Genomic DNA, 23,121 nt, shown 5'->3' on the forward strand with positions numbered 1-23,121 from the left:
CTCAGGCGCCGCGTTCCGGCGGCCGCCGCCGCAGGAAATCACCCCGCACCGCTTCGTAACCTGCCGCCACGCGCAGCAGGAACGCATCCGCGCTGTGCTTCGCAACCAGCTGCAGCCCCATCGGCCAGCCGCGCTGGGCATGGAAGCCGGCCGGCACGCTGATCGCCGGCAGGCCCGCGAACGTCGCGTAGATCGTCGCCTCCATCCAGCGATGGTAGGTGTCCATCTTGCGCCCGGCGATCTCCTTCGGCCAGCGCTCGTTCACGTCGAACGGCCACACCTGCGCGGAAGGCAGCGCCAGCACGTCCCACTTCTCGAACACCGTGAGCAGGTGCTGGTAGAAGCGCGTGCGCACCTGGCTCGCGTGCATGAAGTCGAGGAAGGAGAGGCTCTTCGATTGGTCGTACTCCCACAGCGCTTCGGGCTTGATCTTCTCCCGCGCGCCGGGGCGCGAGAGCAGTGGCTCCACGCGCGGGCCGGTGAGGGCTCGGCGCCAGCTGAGCCACGCGTGCCACAGCGGTTCGGGGTCGAAGCCGAGCTCGATGTCCTCGACGACGGCGCCTGCGTCCTGCATGTGCCGCAACGCGTCGCGGCAGGCGTCGAGCACGCCGTCTTCCATGGGCAGGTAGCCGCGCAGGTCGCCGAGCCAGCCGATCTTCACGCCTTGCAGGCTGGTTTCGCCCGTCACGTGCAGCGTGGACTGCAGTGACAGCGGCACTCGCTCGTCGAAACCCGACTGCGTGGCGAGCATGCGCCCGAGGTCTTCCACGGTGCGCGCCATCGGGCCTTCCGTGGAGAGTTGGTCCACCCACACGTCGGGGTTGGGGCCATTCGGCACACGGCCTTGCGTGGGCCGCATGCCGAACACGTGGTTCCAGCCCGCGGGGTTGCGCAGCGAGCCCATGAAGTCCGAGCCGTCCGCGATGGGCAGCATGCGCTGCGCGAGGCACACGGCGGCGCCGCCGCTGCTGCCGCCCGCGGTCACATGGGTATCCCACGCGTTGCGCGTCGCGCCGAAGAGCGTGTTGAACGTGTGCGAACCGAGGCCGAACTCCGGGATGTTGGTTTTACCGATCACGATGCAGCCCGCGGATCGCAGCCGGGCCACCATCACGTTGTCTCGGTCGGCGATGTTGTGGGCCAGCAGCTCGCACCCGCGCGTCGTGGGGAAGCCCTTGGCGTCCGCCGCGTCCTTGATCGCGATCGGGATGCCGTGCAGCCACCCGCGCGAGCGCCCCTGCGCGAGCTCGGTGTCGAACACGTCGGCCTGCGCGAGCAACGCTTCGTCCGGCGCGAGGTTCACGATCGCGTTGAACACCGGGTTGAGCCGGTGGATGCGGTCGAGGTAGGCGCGCATCACTTCGCGACACGAGACGTCGCGGGCGTGGATGCGCTGGGACAGCTGGGAAGCGTCGAGGTCGGTGACGGCGGTCATGCCGCCATCATGCCCTCGCGCCGCAGCGCTGGCTATCGGGCGGCCGGGTCGCAGCCCAGCTGCTTCAGGCGCTCGTCCACCCACGAGGTGTCGTGCGTGCCGGCGGCGATGTTCTTCAAGGTCTGCTGTTCGGCCGCCAGCTTCTTCTGCGAGGCGGCGAGGACGGTCTCGCACTCGGCGAACGGGACGCAGAGGAAACCGTCCGCGTCGCCAATGATGAGGTCGCCGGGCTCGATGACCATGCCGTCGATGGCGATCGGCACGTTGATCTCGCCGGGGCCGTCCTTGTACGGGCCGCGGTGCGTGACACCCGCTGCGTACACCGGGAAGCTCGCGGCGCGGATGATGTCGACGTCGCGGATCGCGCCGTTGATGACGAGCCCGCCCAGCTTGCGCGACATCGCGTAAGTGGACATCAGCTCGCCGATCAGCGCCGTCGTGAGGTCGCCGCCGCCGTCCACCACGACCACGTCGCCCGGCTCGGCGACGTCGAGCGCCTTGTGGATCATCAGGTTGTCGCCGGGGCGCGTCTTCACCGTGATCGCCGCGCCGCCCATGCGGCTGCCGTCGTGCATCGGCCGCAGGCGCGGGCCGCCCGCGGTCATGCGCCACATGCAATCGCTGACGTTGGCGACGGGGATCTCGGCGAACGCGGCCACGAACTTGTCGCTGACCTTGCGCTGGCGCTTCCTGACCTGGAAACCGATCATGATTTTTTCAACTGCGTTGGATGGAAAGAACCTGGAGCATAGCCCCTGGAGCTTCACCGCCGCCGGGCGATCGCGATCCAGTCGGCGTCCTCGCCGCCGTTGCGGCAAAGGTCGTCGAGCAGCTTTTCCACGACGGGCGTGGCGTTGAGCACCGTGCCGGTCGCCTTCGCCGCTTCGAGCGCGATGCGCAGGTCCTTGCGCATCAGGCTTGCGCGGAAGCCCGGCTTGAAGTCGCCGTCGATGATGCGTTGCGCTTGCCTCTCCAGCGCCACGCTGCGGCCGCTGCCGGTGAGCAGCACGTCACGCATCAACGCGGGGTCGATGCCTTGTGCACGCGCGAGCGCGATCGCGTCCACAACGCCGAGCAGGCACGCGGACACGGCCACCTGGTTGCAGGCCTTCACGGTCTGGCCCGCGCCCAGCTCGCCCACGTGCGTGATCGTCTTGCAGAACGCGCCCATCACTTCGCGGCACGCGTCCACGACGTCCTTCGGGCCGCCGACCATGCAGCCGAGCGTGCCGTCGCGCGCGCCCTGCTGGCCGCCGCTGACAGGCGCGTCGAGCAGCGTGATGCCCTTGGCCGCCAGCCGCTCGCCGAATCGGCGCGCGTCCGTGGCGGCGATGGTGCTGGTGTCCACCACCACGCCGCCGCTCGCGAGCGTGCCGGTGAGGCCTTGCGCGCCGAACAGCACCTCCTCGACCGCGGGCGCGTCGGAGACACACAGGAAGACGAGGTCGCAATCGCCGCCTAGCGCGGCCGGCGAACCGGCGACCTGCGCCCCTGCATCCGCGAAGGGCTTCGCGACATCCGCACGCCGCGCGTACACGCGCAGCGCGTGCCCTTTGCGCAGCAGGCAATGCGCCATGCCCGCACCCATGGAGCCCAGCCCGATGAAACCGATGCGCTTCGTTTGGTTCATGGCGGGCATTGTCCGATCCTTTGTGGCGAGGCCGGGTTTTCCCTGATCCGCTGCATGTCGAAACCGCCCGGTGCCGTCCGTCGTGGAAATGCACAACCCAAGGAGAACCCACATGCCCATGCTCGACAGCTACCTCTTCTTCGACGGCAACTGCGCGGAGGCCATGCGCTTCTACGAGCGCGTCACCGGCGGCAAGATCACCGCCATGATGAAGTACAGCGAGTCGCCGGCACCGCACCAGTGCCCGGCGGATTCGGAGGACCGCATCATGCACGCGAGCCTGCTGCTCGATGGCCGCAACCTGATGGCGAGCGACTCGCCGGCGGGCCAGCACAAGCCCATGGGCGGCTTCGCGCTCTCACTCTGGTACGACACCGAGGCGCCCGCGCAGAAGGCGTTCGATGCGCTCAAAGAGGGCGGCACGGTCGTCATGCCGATGGGCCCCACGTTCTGGGCGAAGACCTTCGGCATGCTCACCGACAGGTTCGGCACCAGCTGGATGGTGAGCGGCGGGATGATGCAGCCGCCGCAGTAGCAAGGCCGCTGGCTACGCGCTGTCCGGCACGAGGCTCGCCACCGTGCGCAGCGCATGCGCGAATTCGTGCGCCGCGCCGAGGCGCGAGCACTGCAGCGTCTCGTGCAACCCGTCCGTGGCCTTGAACTCGATCTCGCCGTATTCGCAAAGCGGGAGCTCGCGGTTGACAGGGTGGTTGGTGTCGCGCGTGCCGTCCGGGTTGGCGTGGCGCCACTTCTGCCCCACCACCTTCGCGTCGTCCGGAGGCGTGTTCTCCTCCGCCACCTGGATCGTGCGGCACACCGCCGTGAGCTGCCGGTAGCTGATGGCGTGCGCGTTGGCGGCTTCGTAGACCAGCACGCGGTCGGGGAAGAAGTGCATCGTGTGGCCGCTCCAAGCGATCGAGAAGCTGTCCACGTTGGTGACCAGGAACTCCGGCGCGCTGAAGTGCATCGACAAGCCCGCGCGCTCCTTGCCGCCGCCGATGGTGGCCGGCACCAGCTGCCAGAGCCCATTGCAGGCCGCGATCGCCTTGGCCGCCGTGACGAGCCGCGCGTACGCGTCCCTGACGTTGCGGTCCAGCTCGTACTGCATCACCGCCGTGCGTCGCGCGAGGTCGTGCTCGTGCGCGAACCACGTGGCCGCGCCGCCCGCCACCACCATCAGCCCGACGATCCATAGCGGCCACTTCAACGCCAGCGCCGCGAGCACCGCCATCGCCGCGATCACGCCCACCGGCTTGGCCAGCCCGAGCGCGCGGCGCTTGTCGCGCAGCACCTTGAGCGAATCCTGGAACGACGAGTCGCCCGGCTGCGTGCCGTTGGCGTAGCGCACCGCGCCGCTGTTCACCTGCACCACCCACTTGACCGGACCGGTCATGCGCGCCCTCCATGTTGGATGGGCAGGTTTATACCGTGACGGCGGGCGCGAGCCTACCCCTTGCGCGTCACCGCACGCTGACCGTCACCCGCAGGAACGTCGCCGGTATCTTCGTGCGCCCTGCTTCGGTGGATTGGTTCTGGGCAGTGAAGAGCGCCTCCAGTTCCTGGCGCAGCGCGTCCGCCTTGCCGTTCTTCTCGGCAGCGTCGAAGGCGTTCATGGTGGGGCCGTAGAAGCGGCGGAACGTGTCGACGAACTGCGGCGGCGTACCCGCGAAATGGAAGGTGTACGTGTCGCGCTCGCACCGGATGTCGCCTTCCGCCACGCCGGCTGCGCCGAAGCGCTCCTTCACGTTCGCTTCCACGCCCCAGGTCACCGGGCTGATGAAGCCTTCGGGCGGCGGCGGGGTGTAGGCCGCGCTGATCTTGAGGATCTGCGCGACGAGCGTCGGGTCGCCGGGGATCCAGTTGCCCATCACGATGCGCCCGCCGCGGCGCGTGACGCGCACCATCTCGCGCGCGACGTCGAAGGGCTTGGGCGCGAACATCGCGCCGAAGATGCTCACGACGAGGTCGAAGCTGCCGTTTTCCAGCGGCGAGAGGTCGCTGGCGTCGCCCTCCTGGAAGCGCAGGTTCTTCAGGCCCGCCGCCGCGGCGCGGCGATTGCCGGCTTCGACGAGGTTGCGTGCGATGTCGACGCCGAGCACGTCGGCGCCGAGCTGCGCGGAGGGCAGGGCGGTGGTGCCGTCGCCGCAGCCGAGGTCCAGTACCTTCAGACCCGGCGATACGCCGATTGCACGCACGAGTGCCTCGCCGCTCTCGCGCATCGACGCGGCGACCTGGGTGAAGTCGCCCTTTTCCCAGAGGGCCTTGTTGGGGTTCGTCGCGGGAGTGGTCACTGTCGGGCTCCTTTCGGTTGCAGGGTGGGTGACGATACGTCTTCGCGCCGCATTCAGCAAACCACGACGCGCGCGCCGCCGAGGCCTTGCGCCAGCACGCGGCTGCGGCCCGTGCAGCGCCAGGACTGGCCGGCTTCCAGCACGATGTCGTCTTGCGAAGCGTCCTGGGTCAGCCACACGCTCCCCGCTGTGCAGCGCACGGTGCGGCCGGCAGCGCGGCGGATCTCCTGGACTTCGCGCGCCGCGATGTCGTAGACGGCGGGCTGCGCCGGTGTGCGGGAAGCGCGTGCCACTGCCGCGATGAAGTTGTGCAGCGCGATGGCAGGGTGAGCGATCAGGTAGGTCATGGCGGTCTCCGGGTTGGTGCGGGTGTCGATGGGAGCAGTCTGGCCGCCGGTCCGCCAAATGTCCTGAAACCGCGCCTGAACGTTTGCTAAAAATTCCTAACTCGCGCAGACTGCGGCGGACCTGCTGGGGCACAGGCGCATGGAACGCAACTACCGGTTCGGCGAATTCGAATTGAGGCCGCATCAGCGGCAACTGTTCCGCGGCGCGGAGGCGGTCCCGCTGGGAGGCCGCGCCTTCGACCTGCTGCAATGCCTGGTGGAGCGGCACGAGCGCGTAGTCACCAAGGCCGAGCTGATGGACAGGGTGTGGCCCGGCACCGTGGTGGAGGAGAACAACCTCACCGTCCAGGTGTCCGCCCTGCGCAAGCTGCTGGGTGCCGCTGCCGTGGCCACGATCTCGGGCCAGGGTTACCGGTTCACGTTGCCGCTGCAGGACGGCCCCGCGGCTGCGGCCGCGCCGGCGCCGATGGCGGCCGAGGACAAGCCCACGGTCGCCGTGCTGCGCCTGGACGTGCTGGACGCCGACCCGCGGCTGCGGCTGGTGGCCGACGGCCTGGCGGAAGACCTTGTGGCCTTGCTCGCGCGCAGGCCCGGGCTGCTCGTGATCTCGCGTGCCTCGTCGTTCCTTTACCGCCCCGGTGCCTCGCTGCCGGAGGTGGCACAGCAGCTGGGTGCGCGCTACCTCGTCGAAGGCAGCTTGCGCGGCGACACGCTGCTGAAGGTGACGGCGCGCCTCATCGACGGCAGCACCGGCGTGGTCCTGTGGGACGGCCGCTTCGAAGCCGCGCGCGACGACGATGCGGCCGACCTGCAGGAGGGGATCGCGCGGCGCGTGCTGATGGAACTGGAGCCCGAGCTGGACCGTGCCGAGCTCGCCGCCATCCGTCGCCGCCGCCCGGACAACCTCGATGCCTGGGCGCATTACCGCAGCGGCGTGGCCGCCATCGCGCAGGGTGGCTGGAACGAGGAGCCCATGGCGCTGGCGCGCGCGGAAACGCGCAAGGCGGTCGAGATCGACGAGGAGTTCGCGCTGGCCCGCAGCCTGCATGCGCTGTTCACGGCCATCGCCTGCAACGTCGCGCTGATCGACGCGACGGATGAAGTCACGCGCCAGACGATCGATTGGGCCGAGCTGGCGGTGGCGCACGACCCCGGAAGCCCCGAGGTGCTGGGTTACTCGGGCTGCACGATGTGCGACCTCGGCGAGCGCGAGCGCGGCATGGACCTGCTGCAGCGGGCGCTCGAGCTCGACCCGAGCAACGTGCAGGCGCACGTCGCGTACGGCGCGTCGTTGTGCGTGCTGGGCGAGACGGACGAGGGGCTCGCGAGGATGCGCCATGCGATGCGCATCAGCCCGCGCGACCGGCGCCTGGGGTTCTGGTCGTGGCTGGTGGGCGGCTTCCTGCTGCGCAGCGGCCAGCTGGAAGAGGCATTGCAAGAAGCCCGGGCCGCGAGCCGCCGCGACCCGCAGCTGTACCTGACGCGCGTGCTCGAAGCCACGCTGCTTGCCGCGATGGGCAAGGGCGACGATGCGCGCGCCGCGTTGTCGCTGGCGCGGCGGCTGCGCCCCAGGCTCACGCTGGATGAGGTGGCGCGTTCGCACGGCAAGCGTGCGGCGCAGGCGTTGCGGCCGCTGTGGAGTGATTGAGGAGACTCGCGATGCCTGCATCCGACGCGGTGATGATCCTGTGCGGCCTGTTCGTGCTCAGCTGGGTGGTTGCGGCTGCGTGGGCGGGGCAGACGGTGGGCAGCATGGCGCCCGGTCCATTGCGGCCGCTCTATGGCGCGGGTGCTGCGGCGGGGCTCGCATTGGTGCTTGCGGGATGGGCCTGGCCGTGGACGCACGAACGGTTGTGGGCCGAGATGCCCGTCATCGACTGGCTGCTGGTCGCGGTGTGCGCGGCGGCGTTCGCGTTCTGCTGGTGGGCGCGCATCCACCTCGGCGCGCTGTGGTCGGCGGGCGTCGCGCGCAAGGAAGGTCACCGTGTCGTGGACACGGGCCCGTACGCCATCGTGCGCCACCCGATCTACACGGGCTCCATCCTCGCGGGCTTCGCGTGGGCGGCAGTGCGCGCGCGGCCGCTCGCGATCGCGCTGGCGGTCCTGTACGCGGTGTTCATGAGCATCAAGGCGCGCCACGAAGAACGCTTCCTGCGCGAGGAGCTCGGGCCCGACTACGACGAGTACAGCAAGCGCGTGCCGCGGCTCGTGCCGTTCATTCACTGACCGGCGACGTCGCCCCAGCGCTGCAGCCCCATCCAGTTGCGCAGCGCCTTCGCGCCGGCGGGCGTGAGGTCGAGCGCACGCGACTTCGGCTTGCGAGCGAGCCAGCCTTGTTCGATGCAGTGCGAGCACATGAGCGCGCCAAAGCGCCCGGCCAGGTGCATGCGCCGCTCGCCCCAGTCCAGGCACGGGCGGCACGCGGGACGACGCGCGCCGCCGTCGGCTTGCAGCATGTCGCGCGTGATGCCGAGTGGCGTGAGCACCTTCGCGGCGCCGTCGGTGACTTGCGCCGTGTCGTCCTCGATGACCACGGCGCCGTCATCCACCAGCTTCTGCGCCATCGCCACCGCGATGCGGCCGGCGAGATGGTCGTAGCACGTGCGCGCGAGCCGCATGCTCGCGTCGCGCGGGCCGGTTGCCACGGGGCGCGGCTTTTGCGTGCCGAGCTGCATGATGCCTTCGAGCACGCGCGCCACGTCGTGAGAGGCCAGCCGGTGATAGCGATGCCTGCCCTGGGCTTCCATGCGCAGCAGGCCGGCTTCCACCAGCAAACCGAGATGCCGGCTTGCGGTAGCCGCGCCAATATTCGCGGCGGCTGCCAGCTCATTCGCCGTCAGCGCGCGCCCATCCATCAGCGCCACCAGCATCGCCGTGCGCGCCGGCTCGCCGATGAGGGCGGCCACATGCGCGATCTGGTTGGTGTTCATGATGCGAGTGTGCCAAAGCCGGGCGGCAAACACTTCGCTGCGCAACGAAGCATCGAGTGCCACGCCGGCAGCAAGATGGCCGCCATGACCATCACCTGCTTCATCCGCTACCAGATCGACCCCTTCCAGCGCGAAGCCTTCAAGGCCTATGCCGGGAACTGGTGCCGCATCATCCCCCGCTGCGGCGGGCGGCTGCTGGGCTACTTCCTGCCGCACGAAGGCACCAGCGACATCGCTTGGGGGCTGATCGGCTTCGACAGCCTGGCCGACTACGAGGCTTACCGCGCCCGCTTGAAGGCCGACCCCGAAGGCCGCGAGAATTTCGGGATGGCGCAGCGGTTGCGCTTCATCCTGCGCGAGGAGCGCACGTTCTGCGAACAAGTGGAGGTTGGCAAATGATCGCAGTGATCTTCGAAGTGGTGCCCCGCGAGGGCCAGCAGCAGGCTTACCTGGACGCAGCCGCGGCGTTGCGCCCGCAACTGGAGAAGATGGACGGCTTCATCTCGGTCGAGCGCTTCCAGAGCCTCACAACGCCGGGCAAGCTGCTGTCGCTGAGCTTCTGGCGCGACGAAGAGGCGGTGGCGCGCTGGCGCAATGTCGAGGCACACCGCAGGACGCAGGCCTTCGGGCGCGAGACGGCTTTCGACGACTACCGGTTGCGAGTCGCGGCCGTGTTGCGCGACTATGGAATGAACGAACGTGCAGAGGCACCGGCTGACTCACGCGAGCGCCACACATAGCTCGTCGTTGGCGCGCGCAAGCACGAACCACAACAACAGCGTATGATGCATACCTGCTGACGTCACAGACCAGTCCATTAGGTCTCTCCTCCTCGACGCTGCCTGCCCTACGGGCGGCTCGTAGTCGAAACTCCCGATCCACATCTTGCCGTTCGCACCGTGGCTGATTTCTGGCCCCGGCAACTTCCCTTTTGGAGATTCAACTATGAGCAACCCCGTACAGACCGGCACGGTCAAATGGTTCAACGAGAGCAAGGGCTACGGCTTCATCACGCCCGACGGCGGCGGCAAGGACCTGTTCGCGCACTTCCGCGAGATCCAGGGCACCAGCGGCTACAAGACGCTGACCGAGAACATGCGCGTGCAGTTCGACGTGACCGACGGCCAGAAGGGCCCGCAGGCGTCCAACATCCTGCCGATCGCCTGAAGCGTTACACACCTCCCTGTCCACAAGCGCGCACCGCGGGAGTAGACTGGAAGCACTTTCCCTGGCCGGCTCCCCTAGTGCCTCGAGTCGGCAGAAGCGTTGGCAGCGCTCCCACAGGTCTCAGTCATGCACCTCGCGGAGCCCCCCAATGCAATCCCATCCCCACCTGAAGGGCCGTGGCCCTGACGTCGTCGAGACCGTCATCGTCGAGGCGAAAGCCATCGACGCCGAATCGACCCAGCCGCCGGGGCAACGCTCCGGCCACGGCGTCGACTCGGTCCTCGACCTCATGCTCAAGGACGCCGCGGCGCGAAGCCCTGCGCAGTTCGCAGGCAGCAACGGAAAATAAGAACCAGATGCATCACAACCAACACAGCCCGCACACCGTGGGCAAGTACCTCATCTCCCCGCTCACGCGCTTGCTGGACAACGGCTGGATCGCCGCCTCGGTCTCCATCCGCTCCGGCAGCGGCAGCGCAACCACCGACCGCGTGCTGCGCCTGACGCGCCTCTTCCGCGACCACCTCTCCGCCGCGAACTACGCGCGCGCCGAAGGCAACCAGTGGATCGGGGTGCCGGCATGACGCCCGCGCGCGCCGCTGCCAACGTCGTCGCCGCCGAAGCGGCCGCCCTCAAGCGCGACGAGGTCGAAGAGGCCGCCTACGCCCGCTTCAGCACCGCGCGTGCCGCGATCGAGCGCGAGCAGAACGGCCTGAAGCCCACCGACACCAAGGAATTCCTCGACTGGATGGCCGCGCGCCGTGCCACCGACGAAGCCTGGGGCGCGTGGGCCGTCGCGATGGAAGCCCAGGCGGACTTCTAGAGGTACCAGGCCGTGTAGCCCGAGTCGGGCATGCCGGCCGTATAGCCGTGGCTCGTGCCCGGCCCGTAATTGCCGATGTAGCCGATGCGGCCGTAATGGGCCGGCAGGTTCACCTCCGGCCCCACCTTCACCGGCCGCGGCGTCGGCCCCCACGCGGGCCACGCATCGTGCAGCGTGTCGTACACGCGGCGCCACGCGCGATAGCCCAGCCAGGAGAAGCCCCGGACCGCTGCGTCCCAGGGCTGCAGGTTCCCGTACATGTCCGCCGGCCACACCTCGCGTGGCGGTGGCGTCACGCGGTAGCCGTAATCGGAATCGAGGCCCAGCGACAGGGACCAGCGCGGCGCGCTCGCGAACGTGAAGAAGAAATCCTCGTCGACGTACGTGTAGTGCAGGTGCGTCTCGGGCTCGCCGTCGCGATACGTCTGCGGCTCCAGCTTCGAGAAGAAGATGAAGGCCGCGCCGTCCTCGCGCGCGAGGAAGGGCACGCGGCCCTGGAATCCCGACACTCGCTCGCCGCGCGGCAGGATGGCTACGCCGTTCTCGTGCCGCACGGACTCGAGCCGCGCTTCGGTTCGCGGCCAATCGACATCGACCACGCGCCACTGCGGCGGCATCGGCAAGTCGAGCGGGATGAGTGCGGGCTCCGCGACCGTGTAAGGGCGCTCTTTGGTTGCCTGCGTGGCCGCCCAGCCGCCCCTGAAGCCGCGCTTCAGATGCGGCTGCCACTTGCCGCTTCGCCAGCCTCCAATGATCGTCAGCCCCGTGGCCGCGGGTTCGCCGGCCATCACCGGCCAGCACAGGAGCGCGTCGACGAGGAATTCATCGACGCGCCGCCAGTGGCCGTAATGCCGCGGCTCCGAGAACCACGCCGGGTACTCCAGCGTGCGGAACGGCAGGTAGTGCTCGCGCCGGACGACGACGATGCGCAGCGGGCATTGGAAATCGGCGTCCGCATACGTGACGTCGAAGGCCTCTTCACTGCCGTTTGACGGCGCGATGGTGAGGCGCTGGCCCGTGGCGGGCCTTGTGATGCGGTGCGGTGCCGGTTCGTAATTGAACCAGCCGTAGCTGGCCCTCAACCCTTGTTCTTCAGCTTGCCCTTGGGCATGACCGTCGTCATCGGGGGCGTGGGGCGGTCCGAAGTGGACTCCTTGGGCGGGGAGTTGTCCTTCTTCGGCTTCTTGGCCATCTTGTTGCTCCGTTGTTCGCCTTTGGGCATGGTGTGGCCTCTTTGTGTGGGGGTAAAGCGCGAACTGTAGCAAGCCGCGCGGGCACTTCAAGTCCGGAGCTTGCGACCGAGCTCTTTCTCCACGGAGTCCACCTTGCTCTTGAGGCGCGACTCGTTGCCGGCGCGGTAGTCCATCTTCAGGTTCATGCCGATGCGCGGGCAGTCGGGCTCGAGGGCGCGGTAGCAGTCGCCCACCACCTTCATCACTTCGTCGAAGCTGCCTTCGAGGATGGTGCCCATGGGCGTGAGCTGGTAGGCCACGCCGCTGCGGTCGATGACGTCGAGGATGCGGGCGACGTAGGGGGTGAAGGAGGCGCCCTTGGCGGTGGGCGTCATGGCGAATTCGAGGAGGACCATGGGGGTGATGGTAATCGCCCCTTAGCGGGTTATGGGGTTCGCTCGACCTCAAACAAGACTCGACTTGAAAGCATCTGGTAGGCCTCCCGAATTGCTGTCGCGAATTCGTCAGGCGGCACGACCTCCAACACGACGCCGAAGGGATGCGCGTTCGTCGCAATCTCAAGCAAATGTTCGTCCCCGGCCTTGTAGTAGCACAAGCGGCTGCTCGCACTTTCAGCTAGCGAGCAATTCTGGAGAGCATCGAGCTCAGGTGCTCGTTCAGATGCCTGATGCGATTCACCGAGCTTCTTCCACAGCTCGCTGATCCGATTTGAGACTTTCCCTCGACTGGCGCCAAATGGCAGTTCCTGGGCTTCCATGACTCTTCGCTCGAGTGAAGGGAGCAGGATGTGCAAAGGGGGCGCATCGCTACCCGAGATCAACTGCAACTGCATGGGTGACCCCGGTAGGTTCACTTCGATGCTGCCTTCGAGGTAGGCCAGCTCAGGCGACCACGGGCCGGCGCTGCGTCGGAACAGGGTCTGGGCGACCGACTCCCAAAGGTTCACTGTGAACAGCAAGTTTGCGCTGCTCATCTCAAAGGCAACGACGATCAGTTCATGGGTTCTCAACGCCAAGGCCACTTGTCTGTTCCTGGGAAGTTGTTGCTCTTTGCAGTGTTGCTGACTCGTTGCTGCGGGGGAACGGGTTGGTCTGAAATGATGAAGCCATGATAGACCCGCTCGCAGTTCGCATCATCCTGGTAATGCATGTGAAACTGGATCACGATATCGCCGATGTAGCCGACGAGGACTGTCGGGTCCCCGTTAACTGGAACAGCAGTCTGTAGTGCCTGGGCGGCAAGGACGGGATCCGGGCCGGGCGCAATCCAAGTGCGGCCTTCCCATCTGCCTTTTGCCTTGTGTTTGGGATTGTGGCTGTAAAGCCTCTTCCAGGTCGTGCAGCAATCCTTCGATGCAGGAGCTGGCCTTGCTCTTGCCTTGTCTTTGGCGGACGACGCCATGTAGACGCCGACTGCGGTGGCGGCGACGCCCATCGCGCACGCGGCAGGGCCACCGAAGCAGAAGGCCAGCGTCCCCGATTCGCCGTACGGGTCTACGACGCGAAGCGGGTCCAGGTCACCATAGGTGTACCTGTTGGAGCCCGGCTCGAGTCCCAGAGGGTCGGGCTGCGCATATCGTCCGCATGCGGCGCAGTACGAACGAGCATAGTTCTGGTCCAGTTTGCTTTCGGGGTCCGCGTACTGCCCGCTCTGACCCACGTTCACCTCGACCACTGGTTTCGTCACCTTGAGCCGAGTCGAACCGTTCGATGTTGTTGTCGAAAGCACGCCTGTGCGGGGTGACGTACCAAAGGCCGAGTAGGGCCATTGCCAGACAACCTGCTTTGCGCCGTCAGTCACAAAGCGGGGTGTTCCGAGGTGGTCCGTATGCAACACGTGCAGCTTTCCGTCGCGGTGCATACCAACTGGAATCGCCGAGCCGCCCGCAATCGGGAGCCAAACGTACTCGGCAGGCCCCTTGCTGTTGGCCGTACCGTTCTCGTACTCACCCAGCAGCGCCCACGCGGGAATCTCGCCGTCCCCGTACACGAACGCCTGCCCGAGACTCGCCTTGTTCTTCCCTTGCGCAAACAGCCAGCCGAAGTTCTTGCGAAGCCAGTTGGTGAAGCTGTTGCCCAGCTCTGATTCGTTGGGAAGGGTCTGCTCGACCTCCGGCTCGCTCTTGAACACCCGCGCGCCCAGCGCGTTGTGCAGGTACCGTACGCTCGCTGCCTCGCCGTCCTTGACGACCTTCACCTTCGCGAGCCGGTTCGAGTCGTCGTACTCGAACGTCCGCAACCCGTCACTCACCATTGCCCCGTTCTCGTCCACGGCGTAGTTGACCGTGCTGCTCGTTGTCGAGACGGGCTGTCCGCTCTGCGTGCGAGTCAGCGTTTGCGTGAAGCCGAGAAGGCGGTTGCTGCTCGCGTCGATCTTCAGGGACTGGTTGGCGGCTTGCGCGAGGTTCGGCTGGTCGAAGGTGCCTTCGAGGTCGACATCGCTGCCTTGCGTCTCCACGGAAGTGAGCCGGTTCGAGTTGGCGTCATACGTGTAAGCGCTCTTCGCCCCATCGCGCTCGAAGGACGTGAGCCGATTGCGGTTGTCGTAGCCGGCCTTCCACGCAATCGGCGCCTTGTACAACTCCGTCGTGGTCGTCGTACCGCTCACGACGGTGCGCGTCGCCCACAGGTCCTGGGTGATGCCGACCATTCTGCCGGCCGCATCATAGGAGTACCGCGCGAACTCGTTCGACACCATGCGCCCGTCCGCATCGAAGGTGCGGCTAGCGCTGTCGCGGTTGCTCCATGTCCAGCTCTTGGGCTGTCCGAGCGGTGTATGAACGAGGTTGCTGACGAACGCAACCGTCGCCTTGTTCTTCCCGGGCTCCAGTACGTCGATGCCCGTGATCTGCCCGAGGCTGCGGCGGTAGAACACCTTGAGCCCTGACGCGTAGGTAATGCTCGTGAGCTCCCCGCGCGTGTACCCATAGGTGATGGTGAAACGGGTCGGGTTGGAGGGGTTGTCGTTGATCACCACCGTCTTGGTGAGCACGCGGCCCTCCAGGTCACGCGTGAAGGTGGTGCTGCCGGAGCTGTCCTCGATCTTCAGGACGTACCCCGCGCTGTCGTAGGTGAAGGTCGTGACGCTGCCCGCGTGGTAGCGGATCGAAACCGGCCGGCCCAGCGCATCGCGCGTGATGCGGGTGACCTGGCCCTTCGCGTCGGTGGTCTCGATGACGCCACCGTTGGCGTCGCGCTTGAAGGTGAGGGTGCCGATATCGGGTGAGCTCTCGCGCACCGTCTCGCCGAACGCATTGACGGAGTAGGCGGTCTTCACCTGCTTGGCGTCCGATACCTCTGCCAGCTGGTCCAGCGGCGTCCAGGCCTGCGCGACACTCGCGTTGTCGGCGAAGGTGGTCGCGACGGGGCGGCGCAGCGGATCGAGCGTGTGACGTGTGGTCTGGTTCAGCGGGTCGGTTTCTGCGACCAACTCGCCATTGCTGTCGTACGAGAGCTGGGTGCTCGCGCCGCTTGCGCCTTGAATGGCCGCCACGCGGTTGAGCGTGTCGATAGCGCGGCCAGTAACCAGCGCGATGTTGCCGGCCGAGTCCTTCACCTCTTCGCGGATGCGGTGCCCACCGGGGCTCAAGGTATAGGTGATGGTTGCGCCCCGGTTGTCCGCCGCACCCACCAGCCGACCTGCTGCATCGTACGAATAGGAAACGGAAAGGCCGGTCGGGAGCTCGGCGCTCGCGAGCTGGCCCGAAGCGGTGTACGTGTAGCGGCTGGTGTCCCCCGCACGCGTCTGCGTGAGCAGGTGGCCTCGCGAGTCGAACGTGTTCGTTGTCCCGAGCCCGTTCGGCTCCACCTGCGAGAGCACGCGCCCGGCGGCGTCGAATACAAATCGCGTTGTGGCGCCCAGCGGATCCGTGACGCTGGTCTTGTTACCCGCCGAGTCATACGCGTAGCGCCAGACACCACCACGCGGGTCGCGCATGCTCGTGGGCAGGTTGTTCGGGCCGTACTCCCAACGCCAAGTGCGAACCTCGCCAGTCGCGGTATCCGTGATCGTCTCCGCGAGCTTGTTGCCCAGCGCGTCGTACTGGTAGGCCGTCGTGCGTCCCGGCTGCGTGACGAGCACGGGCAGGCGGAAGGTGGGGTGCCACTGGATCTGCGTCGTGCGTGCCTGCGGCGTGTTCGCCGCTTCGGTGATCGAGGTCTTGAGCTGACGCGCGGCGTCCCATGTGTATGTGGTCTGCACGCCCATGAAGTCGGTTTCGACAAGGGGCAGGGCTTCGGCGGACCGGCTGGAATAGCCGAGGCCGCCTGCCGGGCTGCTGCTGCCCACCATCCGCACCTGGCCGTCACCACCGGTCCATGTCCGCCGTTGCGTGCCATCCGCAGGGTCTTTGATGTCCGCGACGGAAAGGAACAGGCTGGGGTCGACTGCTCCGCGTGTGATGGTCGCCGCACGCGCCGGCTGCTGGTACGCCACGCTGAACTTGTCCGCGCCGCCCGCGTGCTCGGTGCCGACTGCGCGCCCCGTGCTGTCGAAGGTGAAGGTCGCAACTCGCACGCCGCGCTCGTCACTGATGCCGGTGAGGGCGGTCGGGAGCGCAGGGTTCTCGTAGTGATACTGCCGCGTGCCGGAGCCCGGACCCGTCGCACTGGTTAACTCGCCGGCGTGGGTGAAGCTCACAACCTGCCCGTCCGGCAGCGTCACGCGCATCAACCGCCCGTTCGCGTACTCGAAGCCCAGGCTGCGCTGGAACGCATTGGTCACGCGCGTCAACTGGCCCGCAGCGTCGCGCGTCATCACGTAACGCCAGCCGTTGCGCGCGCTGATGGACTGCAGCCGCCCGTTCGCGTCGAACTCCCAGCGGCTCTCGTCGTGCTGGCGAATCAGGACCGCGCCGTTTGCGGTTGGCGCCAGCTGGTCGCGCCGGTCGTCCGAGGCCCACGGTTGGCCGGAGCCACTGCGCGTGAAGAGCACCGTCTCGCCGGTGCCCAGCACCACACGAGCCTCATCGCCCGCAACCACCAGAGTGGCTGCCCAGTTGTGCGACCAGCGTGTCCCCAGCCCGTCCTGGTAGCTGCGCTGGCTGCCGTAGTGCCGCACGAAGTCCAGCCCATGCGGCGAGCCATCAGTGAAGTCCGTCTCGGCCTGCACCTTCTCGCCGTTGCCGCGGATCGGGTTGCCCACGCTCTCGCACACCTCGCACGGCTCCACCACCACCACCTTCACCGCGGTGTTGCTGCAGAAGGTGCACACGGCCGTGAGCGTGTCTTCCGCGCGCACGTTGCCCGGCACGTACGTGAAGCGCAGCTCCGGCCCCCAGTCCGCCGCCACCTGCTTGCCATTGAGCCGAATGTCGATCTCGTTGCCCGCGCGCAGGTACGGCTGCCCGTCGCGCGTGACGCGTGCAACGATGGGCAGCGCGGGGCCTGCGGGCAACGCCTTGGTGCGGCTGCGGCCGATCAGCTCGATGAGGATGGGCGTTCGCGGTTCGCATTGATCGCCGACCGCATCGAAGCCCTCAGCGCAGCGGCACGTCGCCTTCGAGCGACTGAGCGGGTCGACCTCCATCGTGGAGTTCGCCGGGCACTGCGGCGGCCCGGGCCAGCCGTAGCTCACCCAAGGCATCTGCAGCAAGCCGGTGCCCGCGCTGTTGACGCAGTAGTGATTGCCGCTGCCGTTCAGGCCGCCGGCGAAGATGGTGCCGTTGCCACCCGCCTTCGTGCAGGTCTGCACCTCGGTACACGCGGCGGTTTCGATGAACTGCCCGAGCTGGTAACCACGGCCCGGGCATTCGGTGAACTTCGCCGGTACATAGCCTTCGGCGTACACAGCCGGAGCTGCAACCCACAGCAGCGCAAACACCAGCAGTTCGATCAAGACGACAAGCGCGCGAGTGCGCGCGCATTCCTGGCGCAATGCCATGGTTTCCTCCCTCAGGGTGTCAAGCCGCTACAAAGCGGACGGGTTTTGTCGTGCGTGGGATCGTCGCGAACACGGTGCGGTCGACGTAGACCCCGGGGCAGCCGCCACCCATGGGAGGCGACTCGCGGTAGTACACGGTGAGGGCACTTTCGCTTTCGACGATCTTCGGTATCGCCGGGGCGCTGCAACTCCAGCTCGCCTGGCCCAGATGCACCGTGACCACCATGCGCCTCGCGAAGTCGATCGAAGGCACCGGCGGCATCGGCGCATACGCGGCGTGCCGCTCGGCCCAAACGGCTTCCCACTGCTTCGTGTCGGAGATCACCATCGTGCGGAACTCGGGACCCCACGTGCCCGTGGGGTTGCGCAGGATCTGCTGCCAGTCGACTTCAGTGACGCGTACGAACTCGACGCGCCCTTCGAACCTTGGCACCGCAACAACCTGTGCGGGGGAATAAAAGCCGTTCGGGCAAAGGTTCGCCCCGCCATCCACATAACTCACGCGCATCACGCCGCCGACGATTTCCACACGGTCCACGGCCGCGCCGCAGCCGCGGCTGTTCCGACCCATGAGTGCAACGAGCATGTCGTCGGAGAAGTTGATGTCCGGCGGCGCCGACGGTGCCAGCTGTCGCCAGAACGTGCGCAGCGTATTCGCGTCGCGGATCACGGTGAACCCTGAAACGCTCGAGTCCGCGTCATAAAAGACGGGCCTGTACCACATGGGAGACATGGGCGGGAAGCTGGACCGCCACCCGACAAAGATCGGCTGGTTATTGGTGACCGTGCCCATGACGTACACGCCGCCATTGCGAGTTGCCAGCGCCAATTGCGACGACGGGTAGTAGCGCAGGTCGTACTCGGGGCCGCTTGCAGTCCCGGGGTTGCCAGGAAAGAGCGAGGGAAAGCGAGCCTGGGCCCAGGTGAAGAGCCCATCGAGCTCGGCAGGTTGCGTGCCGGTTGCTGCTTGCGCCGCTTGGGCCGCAGGCTTGCAGCAGGCGGAGGCGGCAGCTGCGCTGTCGTCGGAAGAGTCCGAGCCACCGCCGCAGGAAACAACAAGGGCTATGACGAGGAAGGCTGTGAAGTGGTTCGTCCGCATGCCGCGATTGAACCTTCGCGAATGCGGTTCCGTACCCATACCTAAGTAGGGAGGCGCATGGATAGCAACCGTTGGTAGAGTGCGCCCCGCACCAACAAGAGGGAACTCGCATGAGAAACGGCCTGAGTAGTCCCGCGCGCATCGGCGCGCTTGTCATTGGCGCTGTCCTGGCCACCTTCAACGCGGCACAAGCCGCTTCACACGACACGAAAGAAATCACTGCACTCGAAAGGGAGGCTGCCGCGCGCAAGTACGTGCGCGTGATGATGGACCTGGGGCTCGACGTGCCCTTGCAGTCCCCGGACAAGCACTCGGCTGCCTTGCGTGCCGCGTTGCTGGCGCGAGAAGACGCACTGCTCGAGGAGCTTGGTACTGAAGTGCTGCGCTCCACGGTCTGGCGCAACGGGCTCGGTCAGATCGGCCTGCATGTCACGGCAAAGGGTTTGAAGACATTGGCTGCAACAAGGAACGCCGCCAGCTTCACTCGCGATCCCACAAACGACCTGCGGGCCAGCGTCTACCGCGCGGATGGCCGTCTGTCGAAAATCGAAGCGGAAATCCAGCAGCGAGGCTTTGCAGACGTCGAGGTGGCGCAGAACCTTGACAACTTCGAGTTCGACGTTGCACCGGACGGCCGCGTTGCGCATCGGCCGGACCGCGCGCAGGCTGCGGAGATCGCGGCCAAGCGCGCATCGATGCTGGGCCGGCTGCCTGATTCAGGAGTTCTCGACCTCGCCGCGGCGAAAGCACGGGCAGCTTCGCAGGGCAGCCCGATGTTCCACTTGAGAATCAACATGGAAGGGCTCCTCGCGTTGATCGAGCACGACGACGTCCGCGGGCTCCGCCTTGCTTCTTCCAACGAAGTCGAGCCCCCAATCCTCGACCCCGCGGCTCTGGAGGCGGCGAGGAAGCATGGAGCTGTGCGCGTGGCCATCGTTGTCTACCTGGACGCAGACCTGGCCCCGGCACTCGGCCTGACATGGCAAATGGGCTTGTCGAACGTTACGGTCAACATGAGCTTGCGCTCATTCAAGCAGTTCACCGGACCTTGTGACGGCGCGGTTTTCGGGTGGTCGTATGCCGATTCCATCGCAAGGCTCACGAGCATGACTGTTCCCGTCGTCTCGATTACCGGCAATGAGGGGTTTCGCGACCGGATCACCTTTCCCGGCTGCCTGAGCGGAGTGATCAAGGTCGGGAGTACGGACGATGCCTCGGGCCAGCTGAGTTGGTTCTCCAACATGGCGGACCCGGCGCTGTTCGGCGGCTACTTCCTGATGGCGCCGGGGGACCCGATCACGTCTTCCACTTCGTACGCGGCTGGCGATGTTGCCTATCCCTATGGGTCGATGAGCGGGACGTCCATGGCCGCACCGCACGTGGCGGGCCTGTTCGCCATGGTGAAGGCGCAGGTACCCGGCGCGCCTGTAGCCAACATTGCCGCGTATCTATTCAGCACCGGCGCCCCGATCAGCGGCCCGTATGGCACCGGGTTGCGTCGCGTCCGCCTGCCGAATTTCTAGGCGCACCCTCGTCTTGACAGCGCGAATACCGCAGGCGCATAGTCGCCTGCCCACAACCGGGACTCAAGGAGAGCCATCATGGCGGAGCTTTCCAGGCGAGCCTTGCTCGCGGCCGGCGGTTCATTCGCGATCGGCGCATGGCCCGGTATCTCGCACGCAGCGATGGGCCCGAACGACAAGTTCGACCTGCTCGTGCGCAACGCCAACGTGCTAGACCCCAGCCAGAACCTCTCGGGCAAGCGCGACATCGGGATGCGGTACGGCCACATCGAGGAAATAGCGCCGACCATCGCGCCCGAGCGTGCGCAACGCGTGCTCGACGCCGGCAACAAGCTGGTCACGCCCGGCCTGATCGACCTGCATTGCCACACGTTCCCGTACGGCTCCGCCATCGGCATCCCGCCGGACGAATTGCTGGCGCACCAGTGCACCACGACCACGGTGTCCGCGGGTGACGGCGGCGCGCACAACTTCCCCGCGTTCCGCCGCTTCATCGTGCCGGCGGCGCGCACGCGCCAGTTCGCTTTCGTGCACATCGCGCTGGGCGGGCTCGTCTCGTTCCCGGTGCCCGAGCTGTTCAACATCGACTTCGCGCAGCCCGAGCAGGCCGCGCGCGCCGTGGCGGAGAACGCCGACATCGTGCTGGGCGTGAAGGTGCGCATGAGCGAGAACGTGATCGCGCGCCACGGCATCGAGCCGCTCAAGCGCGCCATCGCCGCCTGCCAGATGTCCGGCGTGCCGGCCAAGGTGATGGTGCACATCGGCGGCGTGCAGGACAGCGCGCTGATGACGCAGATCCTCGACACGATGCGCCCGGGCGACGTGCTGACCCACTGCTACAGCGGCGCGCCCAACAACGCCGGGCAGTTCACGAACATCGTGCAGGAGGGCAAGCTGCTGCCCGCGGCGCTCGCGGCCAAGCGCCGCGGCGTCGTCTTCGACATCGGCCACGGCGGCGGCAGCTTCGACTACACCGTGGCCGAAGCGGCCATCGCGCAGGGCTGCCCGCCGGACACGATTTCGTCGGACATCCACGTGTTCTCGGCCAACACGCCCGGCATGCCTTACCTGCCGTGGGTGATGAGCAAGTTCCTCGGCATGGGGTTCACGCTGCCCGAAGTGGTGAGCATGGCCACCGCCGCGCCGGCCCGCGTGATCGCGCGCATCCCGAAGCACGGCACGCTGCAGGTGGGCGCGCCGGCTGACCTGTCGATCCTGGAAATCGTGGAGGGGCCGGTGTCGTTCGTCGACACGCGCAACAACACGCGGCAGGGGCGGATGTACCTGAAGCCGGTGGGGACCGTTGTGGCGGGTGTGGCGTCGGGGCGGCCGTACCAGTCGCCGTTCAGCGTGCGGTAGCTACGGCTTCACGAACTTCAGCACGAACTCGTCCTTCGGCATCGGCGGCTCCGGCGTGTTGCGGTCGCGCGGGTCCGCCGGGTTGCGCAGGAACTCGCCCGAGCCGGCGAAGCGGAAGCCGGCCGCCTCCACCTCGCGCCGCACGAACGCCTCCTCCACGCGGTGCAGCGTGCCCGACTCGCTGATGCCCGTGCCGGGCCGCCCCGAGTGGTCCGCGATGACGTACACGCCGCCCGGCTTCAGCGCCTTGTAGATGGCGGCGTTGGTGCGCGCGCGGTCCACGCCGAGATGGCCGAAGTCGTGGTAGTTGAACATCAGCGTGACGAGGTCGAGCTTGCCTTCGGCTTCGGGCGGGGCGGGGTCTTCGAAGGGGCGCTGGATGGCGATGAGGTTGGGGAACCTGGTTGTGCGCTCGGCGAGCGTGGGCATGGGGGATGCCGGGGTGGGTGGGGGCGGTGCCGCGGCGCCTTCGGGTTGGGCGGGTGGGCGGGCGGCTTCGCGGCGCGGCGCTGTCTGCGCGTAGACCTTGCCGGTGGGGCCCACGGCGCGCGTGAGCAGCTCGCTGGTGTAGCCGCGGCCTGCGCTGACGTCGAGGGCTGTCATGCCGGGGCGGACGGCGAGGAAGGCGAGGATGTCGGCGGGTTTGCGGCGGAGGTCGTTGATGCGGTCGCCGGGGGCGCGGTCTGGGGAGGCGATGATCTGTTGCGCTTGATGGACGTCGACAGTTGGTGTTGCGCACGCGGAAAGCAGTGCGGCCGCAAAGAGGAGCGGCGCGAGAGTGATGGGTCGGCTGCGTTCAATCATCCGCGAAGCTTACGCCGAAGTCGAATTCGCAAGTTGGAGCACCCGGCCGCGTCGTCGCGCGGGCCGGGCGTGCGTAAGACTTTAGGACTTTGCCGGTGCCGGCGTCGCCGGCGTACCCGGCGTGATACCGGAGCACTTGCGTGCAATGGCGGCCTGTTGGATCGCCTCCGCCTCTCCCTTGAGGCGGCCGTACTCCGCCTCCTGCGTCTTGGTGCCACCCAACGCGAACGCAGCAGGCCAGAACAACAGCAATGCGACACCGGTGATGGCCTTGTCGTTTGCCGCTGCCTCATCCAACCGCGCGCCAAGCTGTTGCGCGCGGCCGCTCAGTCGCTGCGATTCTGCGGCCAGTTGGTCGCAGTCGTAGTTCTGGTACTGCAGCGGCGAGACATAGGCCGTTGCAACGTCCTTCGACGCCGTTGCACACCCTCCCAGGAAAACACTGATCGCCGTGATCGCGGCTACTGCTTTCATCCCTCTGACTCCTCGGTTACTGCTACCGCGAATTGCGGCGTCCAGAAGTGGCTCCGGAAATCTGAACAGCGTCTTCAGTGGAAACTCCGTGCATGATGCCGGCCGTGGAAGGCTGGCGACAGGAGTTTTCGATGGCAAAGAAATCGGCGCGGCGCACCCGCCGCAC

25 protein-coding genes are annotated in these 23,121 nt (G+C 67.2%); 11 read left to right on the plus strand and 14 right to left on the minus strand.

From position 1 onward, the window contains the following. Position 1 precedes the first annotated feature (1 nt). From H8R02_RS26680 to H8R02_RS26690, 3 genes are read right to left on the minus strand one after another with little or no spacing between them, the layout of a single operon-like run. Positions 2 to 1,435, minus strand: a complete 1,434-nt coding sequence (locus tag H8R02_RS26680) for an amidase (protein ID WP_187084561.1) — start codon at positions 1,433 to 1,435, stop codon at positions 2 to 4. A gap of 32 nt (positions 1,436 to 1,467) precedes the next feature. After that, entirely contained in the window at positions 1,468 to 2,145 is a 678-nt protein-coding gene (locus tag H8R02_RS26685) for an RraA family protein (protein ID WP_187084562.1), read from the minus strand. A gap of 53 nt (positions 2,146 to 2,198) precedes the next feature. Next, complete coding sequence (locus H8R02_RS26690; protein WP_255429574.1) at positions 2,199 to 3,065, minus strand: NAD(P)-dependent oxidoreductase; 867 nt, start codon at positions 3,063 to 3,065, stop codon at positions 2,199 to 2,201. Positions 3,066 to 3,177: 112 nt separating this feature from the next. Between H8R02_RS26690 and H8R02_RS26695 the strand changes: the two genes are divergently transcribed. After that, positions 3,178 to 3,600: a VOC family protein gene (locus tag H8R02_RS26695; protein ID WP_187084564.1), complete on the plus strand. Its 423-nt coding sequence runs from the start codon at positions 3,178 to 3,180 to the stop codon at positions 3,598 to 3,600. Positions 3,601 to 3,612: 12 nt separating this feature from the next. On the opposite strand, the gene H8R02_RS26700 is transcribed toward H8R02_RS26695, so the two are convergent. From H8R02_RS26700 to H8R02_RS26710, 3 genes are all read right to left on the minus strand, one after another. After that, a complete protein-coding gene (locus tag H8R02_RS26700; RefSeq protein ID WP_187084565.1) occupies positions 3,613 to 4,458 on the minus strand; it encodes a hypothetical protein in 846 nt (281 codons plus the stop codon). Between the two features lie 67 nt (positions 4,459 to 4,525). Next, the gene (locus H8R02_RS26705; RefSeq protein WP_222622658.1) at positions 4,526 to 5,356 is read right to left on the minus strand and encodes a class I SAM-dependent methyltransferase; all 831 of its coding nucleotides are present in this window, start codon (positions 5,354 to 5,356) and stop codon (positions 4,526 to 4,528) included. Positions 5,357 to 5,409: 53 nt separating this feature from the next. Next, positions 5,410 to 5,703: a DUF2917 domain-containing protein gene (locus tag H8R02_RS26710; protein ID WP_187084566.1), complete on the minus strand. Its 294-nt coding sequence runs from the start codon at positions 5,701 to 5,703 to the stop codon at positions 5,410 to 5,412. A gap of 139 nt (positions 5,704 to 5,842) precedes the next feature. Between H8R02_RS26710 and H8R02_RS26715 the strand changes: the two genes are divergently transcribed. Both H8R02_RS26715 and H8R02_RS26720 read left to right on the plus strand, forming a co-directional pair. Then, positions 5,843 to 7,351 carry a winged helix-turn-helix domain-containing protein gene (locus H8R02_RS26715; RefSeq protein ID WP_187084567.1) on the plus strand — a complete coding sequence of 503 codons (1,509 nt, stop codon included), beginning with the start codon at positions 5,843 to 5,845 and terminating at the stop codon, positions 7,349 to 7,351. 11 nt (positions 7,352 to 7,362) lie between these two features. Then, positions 7,363 to 7,929, plus strand: a complete 567-nt coding sequence (locus H8R02_RS26720) for a methyltransferase family protein (RefSeq protein WP_187084568.1) — start codon at positions 7,363 to 7,365, stop codon at positions 7,927 to 7,929. Here the strand turns inward: H8R02_RS26720 and H8R02_RS26725 are convergent. Then, positions 7,923 to 8,633 (minus strand): ArsR/SmtB family transcription factor, encoded by a 711-nt coding sequence (locus tag H8R02_RS26725; protein WP_187084569.1) that lies wholly within the window; start codon positions 8,631 to 8,633, stop codon positions 7,923 to 7,925. The two genes, H8R02_RS26720 and H8R02_RS26725, sit on opposite strands and share 7 nt — an antisense overlap. Positions 8,634 to 8,717: 84 nt before the next feature. On the opposite strand from H8R02_RS26725, the gene H8R02_RS26730 reads away from it, so the two are divergent. From H8R02_RS26730 to H8R02_RS26755, 6 genes are all read left to right on the plus strand, one after another. Beyond that, on the plus strand, positions 8,718 to 9,032 hold the full coding sequence (locus tag H8R02_RS26730; protein WP_187084570.1) for an NIPSNAP family protein: 315 nt from the start codon (positions 8,718 to 8,720) through the stop codon (positions 9,030 to 9,032). Next, the gene (locus tag H8R02_RS26735) at positions 9,029 to 9,373 is read left to right on the plus strand and encodes an antibiotic biosynthesis monooxygenase family protein (RefSeq protein ID WP_187084571.1); all 345 of its coding nucleotides are present in this window, start codon (positions 9,029 to 9,031) and stop codon (positions 9,371 to 9,373) included. Before H8R02_RS26730 ends, H8R02_RS26735 begins: the two co-directional genes overlap by 4 nt. Before the next feature lie 205 nt (positions 9,374 to 9,578). Next, positions 9,579 to 9,800 (plus strand): cold-shock protein, encoded by a 222-nt coding sequence (locus H8R02_RS26740; protein ID WP_187084572.1) that lies wholly within the window; start codon positions 9,579 to 9,581, stop codon positions 9,798 to 9,800. Between the two features lie 148 nt (positions 9,801 to 9,948). After that, on the plus strand, positions 9,949 to 10,149 hold the full coding sequence (locus tag H8R02_RS26745; RefSeq protein WP_187084573.1) for a hypothetical protein: 201 nt from the start codon (positions 9,949 to 9,951) through the stop codon (positions 10,147 to 10,149). 7 nt (positions 10,150 to 10,156) lie between these two features. Further along, positions 10,157 to 10,384, plus strand: a complete 228-nt coding sequence (locus H8R02_RS26750) for a hypothetical protein (protein WP_187084574.1) — start codon at positions 10,157 to 10,159, stop codon at positions 10,382 to 10,384. Next, on the plus strand, positions 10,381 to 10,623 hold the full coding sequence (locus tag H8R02_RS26755) for a hypothetical protein (RefSeq protein WP_187084575.1): 243 nt from the start codon (positions 10,381 to 10,383) through the stop codon (positions 10,621 to 10,623). Before H8R02_RS26750 ends, H8R02_RS26755 begins: the two co-directional genes overlap by 4 nt. Here the strand turns inward: H8R02_RS26755 and H8R02_RS26760 are convergent. The 5 genes from H8R02_RS26760 to H8R02_RS26780 form a co-directional block, all read right to left on the minus strand. Then, a complete protein-coding gene (locus H8R02_RS26760; RefSeq protein WP_187084576.1) occupies positions 10,620 to 11,705 on the minus strand; it encodes a hypothetical protein in 1,086 nt (361 codons plus the stop codon). The genes H8R02_RS26755 and H8R02_RS26760 overlap by 4 nt on opposite strands. Positions 11,706 to 11,902: 197 nt before the next feature. Beyond that, positions 11,903 to 12,211: an MTH1187 family thiamine-binding protein gene (locus H8R02_RS26765; RefSeq protein WP_187084577.1), complete on the minus strand. Its 309-nt coding sequence runs from the start codon at positions 12,209 to 12,211 to the stop codon at positions 11,903 to 11,905. Between the two features lie 29 nt (positions 12,212 to 12,240). Next, a complete protein-coding gene (locus H8R02_RS26770; RefSeq protein ID WP_187084578.1) occupies positions 12,241 to 12,837 on the minus strand; it encodes a hypothetical protein in 597 nt (198 codons plus the stop codon). Beyond that, on the minus strand, positions 12,822 to 17,696 hold the full coding sequence (locus tag H8R02_RS26775) for an RHS repeat-associated core domain-containing protein (RefSeq protein ID WP_187084579.1): 4,875 nt from the start codon (positions 17,694 to 17,696) through the stop codon (positions 12,822 to 12,824). Before H8R02_RS26775 ends, H8R02_RS26770 begins: the two co-directional genes overlap by 16 nt. 19 nt (positions 17,697 to 17,715) lie before the next feature. After that, positions 17,716 to 18,795 carry a hypothetical protein gene (locus H8R02_RS26780; RefSeq protein ID WP_187084580.1) on the minus strand — a complete coding sequence of 360 codons (1,080 nt, stop codon included), beginning with the start codon at positions 18,793 to 18,795 and terminating at the stop codon, positions 17,716 to 17,718. A gap of 110 nt (positions 18,796 to 18,905) precedes the next feature. Here H8R02_RS26780 and H8R02_RS26785 point away from each other — a divergent pair, with 110 nt between their 5' ends. Next, positions 18,906 to 20,318 carry a S8 family serine peptidase gene (locus H8R02_RS26785; RefSeq protein WP_187084581.1) on the plus strand — a complete coding sequence of 471 codons (1,413 nt, stop codon included), beginning with the start codon at positions 18,906 to 18,908 and terminating at the stop codon, positions 20,316 to 20,318. Positions 20,319 to 20,396: 78 nt separating this feature from the next. Beyond that, positions 20,397 to 21,677: an amidohydrolase/deacetylase family metallohydrolase gene (locus H8R02_RS26790; protein WP_187084582.1), complete on the plus strand. Its 1,281-nt coding sequence runs from the start codon at positions 20,397 to 20,399 to the stop codon at positions 21,675 to 21,677. Here H8R02_RS26790 and H8R02_RS26795 read toward each other — a convergent pair whose 3' ends face one another. Together H8R02_RS26795 and H8R02_RS26800 are read right to left on the minus strand one after the other, a co-directional pair. Beyond that, on the minus strand, positions 21,678 to 22,481 hold the full coding sequence (locus tag H8R02_RS26795) for a class I SAM-dependent methyltransferase (protein ID WP_187084583.1): 804 nt from the start codon (positions 22,479 to 22,481) through the stop codon (positions 21,678 to 21,680). 81 nt (positions 22,482 to 22,562) lie between these two features. After that, positions 22,563 to 22,955, minus strand: a complete 393-nt coding sequence (locus tag H8R02_RS26800; RefSeq protein ID WP_187084584.1) for a hypothetical protein — start codon at positions 22,953 to 22,955, stop codon at positions 22,563 to 22,565. Positions 22,956 to 23,121: the final 166 nt, after the last annotated feature.

This window comes from Ramlibacter albus (assembly GCF_014297445.1).
Lineage (GTDB): Bacteria > Pseudomonadota > Gammaproteobacteria > Burkholderiales > Burkholderiaceae_C > Ramlibacter > Ramlibacter albus.